The sequence below is a fragment of the Bacillus sp. GMs2/2 genome, assembly GCF_050172095.1.
Lineage (GTDB): Bacteria > Bacillota > Bacilli > Bacillales > Bacillaceae_G > Bacillus_A > Bacillus_A cereus.
In genome coordinates this window covers 1-6,914 of record NZ_JBNLYE010000218.1, presented here as the reverse complement: position 1 = coordinate 6,914, position 6,914 = coordinate 1, and the positions used below count along the sequence as shown (strand labels likewise).

Here is a 6,914-nt window from a genome sequence, read left to right as displayed (position 1 = left end):
GCTTAATTTGTATTTCACTTTAAAAATTACGTTTGCTTCTTTATCTGTGATCTCATCTACTTTTAATACAGTTGCGTATAGAAAACTAGAATCCCATTGCATACTTACAAAATCTAAACCAACTTGTGGATCAAATGTTTTCGGTATATAGGGATGTAAGCGCTCTGAACGCTTCTTCTTGCCCTCATCCCCTCTTTGCCACGTAAAGTATTCTTTTGCGAATCCCCGAGCAAATTCAATCGCTTCTGGACGCGAGGCAAGGTTTTGTTTTTGTGTAACTTCCTTTGGAGTGGTACTGGCCTTTGCCTGTGTATCTCCCTTTCCTTTTACTACGGTTGTGACGGATACAATGAGCATCCAACAAAACAGGAGCCAAAAGGCCCATTTTCCAATTAAGCGGCCTTTATAGGATGGAATCTTTGTCGCTTTCCTTGCCTTCCCTTGTTTACTTTCAAATGTTTTTGCAAACCACTGTTTCACCTTTTGAACCATATTCATCCCCCTTTCAATTTCGGTAATGGCGTAAAGATCGTTCGTAGCAATCGCAAGCAAATGAAGCCATGCCAACCGCGGTTGATTCATCTTTTATTTCATTTCGTGCATAATTGATAAAATTGTTGAGTTTCGTTTGACTGCCTGTGATATACGGGAATCTAGCATGAACCACATACCGTTTGTCTTCATCTCTCCCCACTTCAAAGGCCGCTCCATCTGTAGCCCGAAACGCCCTTACAAACTCTAAACCTTCCAATTCCTCCATCATGCACTCTCCTTTTCTCTTAAAACTGTAAGAAACTTATTTGCCTTTTCTTTAAACATCCACCCTTTGTCTATTCTTGCTTGTTGGAACATGTCATAACAGCTGATTTCACGCTCGATTTCTAACATGGCTTTTTCTTTTGTAAGCTCTACTCCATCACACTTCCATTCCAATTCATCTGTATCTAATCCAATTTCTATTTCGATAATCTTTCCGTTTTCCATTAGATAAAACTTCTGCATATATACATCTGTTTGAGACAAACAAATCTCATGTACTTCCTCACACCCCATTCCCTCATAGATTTCCACTAGAAATTGAGCTTCCACTTCTCCCACATTTCCTCTTTCATAGATGTTTTTATGTGTAAACATCCGTTATCTCTCCTTTCATCTTTCGAACTCTTTATCTTCCAAAAGATATAGGACCACCCAGCTTAGACGCTAACTCCGCTACTTCTTTCGGAAAAACTATTATCAAGAAAAGAAGTAGCCATACTACAAAGCAAGTAATGGACATCTCCCATTTTCTTTGGTAAATTGAATAGCCAATAGCCAAAAACATTAAGATACTGACAACAATACCTCCCAGGATCGGATTCCCCAGTGTAGGTAAAAAACCAATAAAAGGCATCTTCTATCCCCCTTTATGATCCACCATCTTCCATATCCCCACTACCACCAGGAAGAAAAGCAAGACACCTTCCCATCCTTGCGTATAGTAAATTTCCACCACTTTACTTTTTACCGCTTCCCAGGCTTCTCTTGATCCTGGTACTCTTTCAAATAACCAATCTGAAAAGATAACTAATAGAAAAATACTGGCGCTTATCGATAAAATAAACCTAAACACATTCTTAGAACCTCACTTTCTCTGTAGGATTTTGAATATTCCGATAAATATTCCCGAATGGGTCTTGTAATATATCTTGGAACAGTGTGATATACACTGGAATTTCTGGACTACTTACTCCTTTTAAGTAGCGAATCAATTCTTTTTCCCTACTTTCACTACCTGCGACAAATACCAGGCGCCATATCGGTATTTCATATCCCATACCAGCATGTATCCGATAATCTGCCTTTTTTCCTTCTTGCGTCATGAAGTCGTTATAACGGATAATCTTTTTTTCTAATACTTCTTTTGATCCATAAGATCGTTCCATTTCCATGAATACACCAATGTTTTTATCGATTGCTTCTTTTAATCCAATTACCGCAACCCCATCTGGACGTATAACGCGATTTTTTCCTTTTGCATATTGAAACGTTGCCCGCGGTTCATTAATCCATTCCTTTAATTCCAACTTTCCTTCTCGTTTAGATATTAATGTCATGGCACATTCAATTTTCGCTAACATTAAACTGTGATACACAAAGGAGGCTGAACGTTTGGACCAACTATTTTTCCAATGCACTTCCCCTCGAAACCCACGAACCATCTCGACTCCTTCTGGTGTTAACGTATAAATTCGTTGTGGTTTCGCAAATTTTCGTTTCTGGTTTCGTGGTGAGGTAACAGGTAAATACTCGTAACGGATATAGCCTGCTTGCTCTAGCTTATATAACCGATTTGTTACAGATTTTTTTGTATAATCTACATACACCTTTTGATGAATGTACTCAATATCCAAGTAGATGTGTGTATGCAAACTCATGAGTAGTTGTTCATCTGAAATTTGAAATAAAATGTTTCCCATGCCTCTTACTCCTTTTCCCACATATCGAAAATGCTCACTTCTCCTTGTGGTGTATCCTCTTTTATTTCTACATTTTCTGTTTCGATTGATACTGTTTGTTCTTTTTCGATTGTTGTAATAGGCTCTTTTACTTGCTTATCTTCTTTCTTTACTTCTATTGTTGTCGTAGCTTGTTTTCGGAATGGGATAATTTGCGCTTGATGTGCGGATTCGACTGGTTGTATTTCTGAAACAGGTTCTTTCACTTCTTCATTGGAAGAAATTTTTTCTTCTAATTCATCTAGCCCCGATGTCACAACAGGTTCTTCTTTGGTTAAATTGACTTTTTCAGCTTGTTGATACTTGCCTTTTCCATATAGGAACTCATCAATTTCCTTGTCGATTTCTAATCCTGCTTTCCCATTTTGTTGCTCTAAAGAATGAATCTTTGCTCTGGTCCATTCATTTGATGCATGAATTTCTTTTTCGTTTTTGTAATTTGCCGCTTTTCCATTTGGTAGATAGCGGTCTAATGGTGGAACACGTATAGTACACCACACATTTTTTGCCTCACCTCTGATATAATCTTGTGTTTGTATGGCTACTACTAAGTTAGGAAGGTTTTGCAAATACTCTGTACGGAATTGTTTTTGCATGATGCCCTCTAACGTTTTCGCGGAATTATGACCTTGCCTACATACAAAGTAATTTCCGCCCGCCTCTGTTAACATGTCTGTTAGCTCTCTGTCTAACTGTCCCGAAACTTGCTGGGTAATCACCCATAATCCAAATCCATGCTTCCGATCCTTCGCAATAATTTTAGGAAGAACGGGTACTGGCACGTCATGGGCTTCATCTATTACGCCTAAATGTAGTTTGGAACCATGCGGCCGCTGTTGGGCGATACGGTGATATTGGTTACAAATGTAACCGACTGTAAGCAATGTATCTTCTTTTCCCATTCCTGCTAAATCGTAAAAGATAAGGTGTCCTTCATCCATCCACTTGCGAATTTCTAAGGAAAAGCCTGTTTGCCCATACATACGCTTTAAATACAACGTATTACGGAAGATATCTAATCGGTTTAAAATCGCTTGTGTGCTGTCTTCTAACGCGCTTCCCACTTCATATTTCCAAAAGTGAGAGTAATATTTTTGTTCTGGTCCTTGTAAATTGGCGATTACATTTGCTCGAAATAGTTCATCACTTATGAAGAGTGGGATACTTAAAATCGTATGAATTTGACTCTTATCACAAAGTAACGTCCCGATAATGGCCCTTAGTAATCGTTCTGTTTGTTGTGCTTGCCCTTGAATCATTAACTTAATCATTTCCATAATGGATTCAACCACTGTTTGGATATCTTCATTTGGAAAGCGATGAAACAAATTCAAGGCTGGTGGATGATCTGTATTTCGAAAACGGATAAAATGAACTTTACTCCAATCAACTTGTTTCCCATCCTTTTCCGCTTTTAAGAGTCGATTCATTGCTACATATGCCAAATCTTCGGTTGGATCAAATAGAGATAATCCGCCCGCTTCATTCGGATTTTCTAGCCATTTATCAATGACACTTTGCATCAATCTCATGGCAATGGTGCTTTTACCAGACCCAACTTTTCCCGTAATGTAACCATGATTCTTGAAAAAGTCTTCTCTAATTTTTACTAATCGATCCTTGATATAGGGATGCATCACATGGCCAATTGAAATGCCTTCGGCCAATAAATCATTTGGTATCATGTTTTCCCCTTTATCTAGATACAAGATGTTGCGCTCTGTCTTGCTGTTTTTATCCCCTGTTACGTTAGGAAGATGGAACAAGTTTAATAGCTCTGATCCCGTCCATATCATTTTCCCGTATACGGGATGTGGTACAGCTGGCATACTGCGTCTTAATCTTCTGTATCTCAGCTCATTCACATCTGCCATAATACTTGCGACCATATGCCCTAAATTCTTAATAACAGGTACACCAGGATAATAGTCACTTGCAAATGAAACAGATACTTGAAATGCCACTTCATTTTTTGCAAAACGTTTATTCAATGCGCGAATTTCTTCTTTTTCAAAGGCATCTAGCCCATGCTTTTTCTTCTTTCGAATGGCCTTTTCTGCTTTTCGAATCCCTTTTGTCAGCTGATACCCGTTATCTGGTGTAAAAGCAACATCAACCCATGTCTTTTCTTCCATTGCACTTCCTAACATCGGTAATACATCACGTGTATAGCGTGCTAGTGATAACGTGGCATCTAGCCGCTTTCTCTTTAATACCATCCGTCCTCCTACCGCTTTCCTTGTTGGAAATGGCATTTCTTCCTTTGGGACGGTATAAATTTCACTGTGGGTATAGGCGCTTTGTATGGCTTGCACAACCTGTTTGATTTTATCTTCTGGACCACCTACATAAAAGCGAACCCGCTCATTTTCTCCCTCTGGACGATACATCGTCATGCGGTACCAATCGCGACCTTTTAATAGACGTTCTAAAGGCTTTCGACCCGAACCATGTACATGCCGAATCATTTGCCCTAGTTTATCTGGTGTGACTTCATCATCTATGTGCGGAATGAATAATACGTATCGATACCGCTTCTTTTCTAGATACAAATAGATGCCATGTAAGACAATCCGTATGACAATTCCCAACAGGATTAATAAAGCAATCCCACGAAACACACCGACTACAGTTGGCACCAGCTTCATCAATTCTATGAGGATTTTTTCTTTAGAAAACCAGACAAATGCAACAGCTCCTATACCTAAAAGCATTTTCCAGTTCTTTTCTATGAAGTTTTCAATTTCTTTGTCGAGCTTGCTGTGCGCCACTTCTTCACTTCCTTTCTATCCTTGAAATGACCTTATGCAAGGGCGAGTACCTTTTCACGATGTTTTTGTGTTCGTTCTTCTGCGGCTAGTTGAATCAAGATTTGAGGTTGCATGATTTCGTTTTGAGGTTGATTAATTTGATCTAAGAGTGTTTTATAATTGAAGAGTTCTTGCTTTACTTGTTCGATATCTAATTCACCATCTACCATGACTTGTTCTTCCCAGAACGTTTCCCAGCATTCTTGACGATTTTGATACGCTTGTTTTTCCATCTTGCTTCCTCCTTTTAAATGGGGAGGATATTCAGTGAAAGAATGTCCTCCCATGAATGTTATGATTTGTGCGCTTTTTTATAGGGGTCTAATGTGACTAAGAGGGAAGAGAAAATCATGCTTTTTCCCATTCTTCCCGTCCATTCTTCTGTACGCTTATTTGTTGATGGTGTATGTGTTGTATGTGGAACTCGACCAATATAAAAACCGCGTTTACTTCGCATATGCTTGATTGGTTTCATAAAAGAACCTCCTGCATTGTTTTATCAATCTATATCGTTAAATAGAAATATTGTATAGTTTTAAGCGATGAGTGGGTCTAATTCTAAATACACATCAAATCTGTGCAATAATTCTTCTGGTATCGCTTGAAAACTCACAAAAACTCTTACATTCAGTTCCTCCAGCTCTTCTAAAAGATTGATGAATCCCCCTGGATTGTTAGAATACAACCTTAATCCTTCATCTATGATAACGACGTCCGATTGTTTGCATGTTTCTATTTCGCTTTTGCTTAGAAAAGAATCTTTTGATGTAAAGGTGATAATGTGAGCACCCATTTTTTCGTATTCTTTATACTCTCCCTCCCCATCTAAGACAGTCGCTTGTTGATGATCTGCCATGACAAGGTTAAGAAGTTGCTTCATCAAACCTGTTTTTCCTTTTCCCGTTCCACCTCGTACCAGGATATTTCTATTTTCTTCTCCAAATACAAATTGAGGATTCATTTTATTCCCTTCATTTCCTATGACAATGGAATTTGACTTACTCATGTCATACCATTTTGGTTTTATAAACGCTGGGATTTGTGCACTTCTTCCAATAAATGTTCCACACATAGCAATCTCACCTTTCCATTCGTATCAGTTTTTTATGAAGCTATTAAATCTAATTCCTCTAAATCTGTAGAAAGAACCTTAATTTCTTGTTGGTGCTCTTGAAACAGAACATGTTGGATATTCTTTCGCAACTGAAACCCATCTTCCACCAATGCAAGTAAATATGATTTCGTATATTTCCTATCATTGATTTGATAATGTACATCAAATATGCACATTTGATCCCGCCCTCCCTTATCAGTTGAGAGTGTTTTATACTTCTTGATTTTTACGTTTTCTAACTACGTAAACAGCTAGGATGCTACCAAGAACGACAAATGTAACACCAATCCATTTCCAATATGGATTTTCAGCTTTGCCGCCTGTTGTTGGTAAATGACTTTCTACTTTCTTAGGTTGTTCTTTCATCGGTTGTGGTTGTTTTACAATGTGTTGTGGTTTCTCTGGTGTTGGTACAGGTTTTTCAATGACCTGTGGTGTTTGTGGCTTCTCTGGTTGTGGTTTTGGTTGTTCTGGCTGTGGTTGTTCCGGTTG

Annotated in this window: 12 protein-coding genes; all 12 read right to left on the bottom strand. The window is 38.5% G+C overall.

Going from position 1 to position 6,914, the window contains the following annotated elements; translation table 11 throughout:
* A partial coding sequence (locus tag ACQGS6_RS20430; protein ID WP_426965500.1) for a conjugal transfer protein occupies positions 1 to 492 on the bottom strand: 492 nt, incomplete at its 3' end.
* Between the two features lie 13 nt (positions 493 to 505).
* Positions 506 to 763, bottom strand: a complete 258-nt coding sequence (locus ACQGS6_RS20425) for a hypothetical protein (RefSeq protein ID WP_426965499.1) — start codon at positions 761 to 763, stop codon at positions 506 to 508.
* On the bottom strand, positions 760 to 1,134 hold the full coding sequence (locus ACQGS6_RS20420; RefSeq protein ID WP_426965498.1) for a hypothetical protein: 375 nt from the start codon (positions 1,132 to 1,134) through the stop codon (positions 760 to 762). Before ACQGS6_RS20420 ends, ACQGS6_RS20425 begins: the two co-directional genes overlap by 4 nt.
* 31 nt (positions 1,135 to 1,165) lie before the next feature.
* Positions 1,166 to 1,393 (bottom strand): hypothetical protein, encoded by a 228-nt coding sequence (locus ACQGS6_RS20415; protein WP_426965497.1) that lies wholly within the window; start codon positions 1,391 to 1,393, stop codon positions 1,166 to 1,168.
* Between the two features lie 3 nt (positions 1,394 to 1,396).
* On the bottom strand, positions 1,397 to 1,612 hold the full coding sequence (locus ACQGS6_RS20410; RefSeq protein WP_000488218.1) for a hypothetical protein: 216 nt from the start codon (positions 1,610 to 1,612) through the stop codon (positions 1,397 to 1,399).
* 4 nt (positions 1,613 to 1,616) lie between these two features.
* Complete coding sequence (locus ACQGS6_RS20405) at positions 1,617 to 2,459, bottom strand: replication-relaxation family protein (protein ID WP_002013905.1); 843 nt, start codon at positions 2,457 to 2,459, stop codon at positions 1,617 to 1,619.
* A 5-nt stretch (positions 2,460 to 2,464) separates the two neighbouring features.
* On the bottom strand, positions 2,465 to 5,269 hold the full coding sequence (locus tag ACQGS6_RS20400) for an ATP-binding protein (protein WP_426965496.1): 2,805 nt from the start codon (positions 5,267 to 5,269) through the stop codon (positions 2,465 to 2,467).
* A 32-nt stretch (positions 5,270 to 5,301) separates the two neighbouring features.
* Positions 5,302 to 5,541: a hypothetical protein gene (locus tag ACQGS6_RS20395; RefSeq protein WP_098162198.1), complete on the bottom strand. Its 240-nt coding sequence runs from the start codon at positions 5,539 to 5,541 to the stop codon at positions 5,302 to 5,304.
* Positions 5,542 to 5,600: 59 nt separating this feature from the next.
* A complete protein-coding gene (locus ACQGS6_RS20390; RefSeq protein WP_000802604.1) occupies positions 5,601 to 5,783 on the bottom strand; it encodes a hypothetical protein in 183 nt (60 codons plus the stop codon).
* 60 nt (positions 5,784 to 5,843) lie between these two features.
* On the bottom strand, positions 5,844 to 6,380 hold the full coding sequence (locus ACQGS6_RS20385; protein WP_426965495.1) for a type IV secretion system DNA-binding domain-containing protein: 537 nt from the start codon (positions 6,378 to 6,380) through the stop codon (positions 5,844 to 5,846).
* Between the two features lie 32 nt (positions 6,381 to 6,412).
* Entirely contained in the window at positions 6,413 to 6,598 is a 186-nt protein-coding gene (locus ACQGS6_RS20380; RefSeq protein WP_327960659.1) for a hypothetical protein, read from the bottom strand.
* A gap of 34 nt (positions 6,599 to 6,632) precedes the next feature.
* The coding region (locus ACQGS6_RS20375) for an LPXTG cell wall anchor domain-containing protein (RefSeq protein ID WP_426965494.1) at positions 6,633 to 6,914 on the bottom strand (282 nt) is incomplete at its 5' end.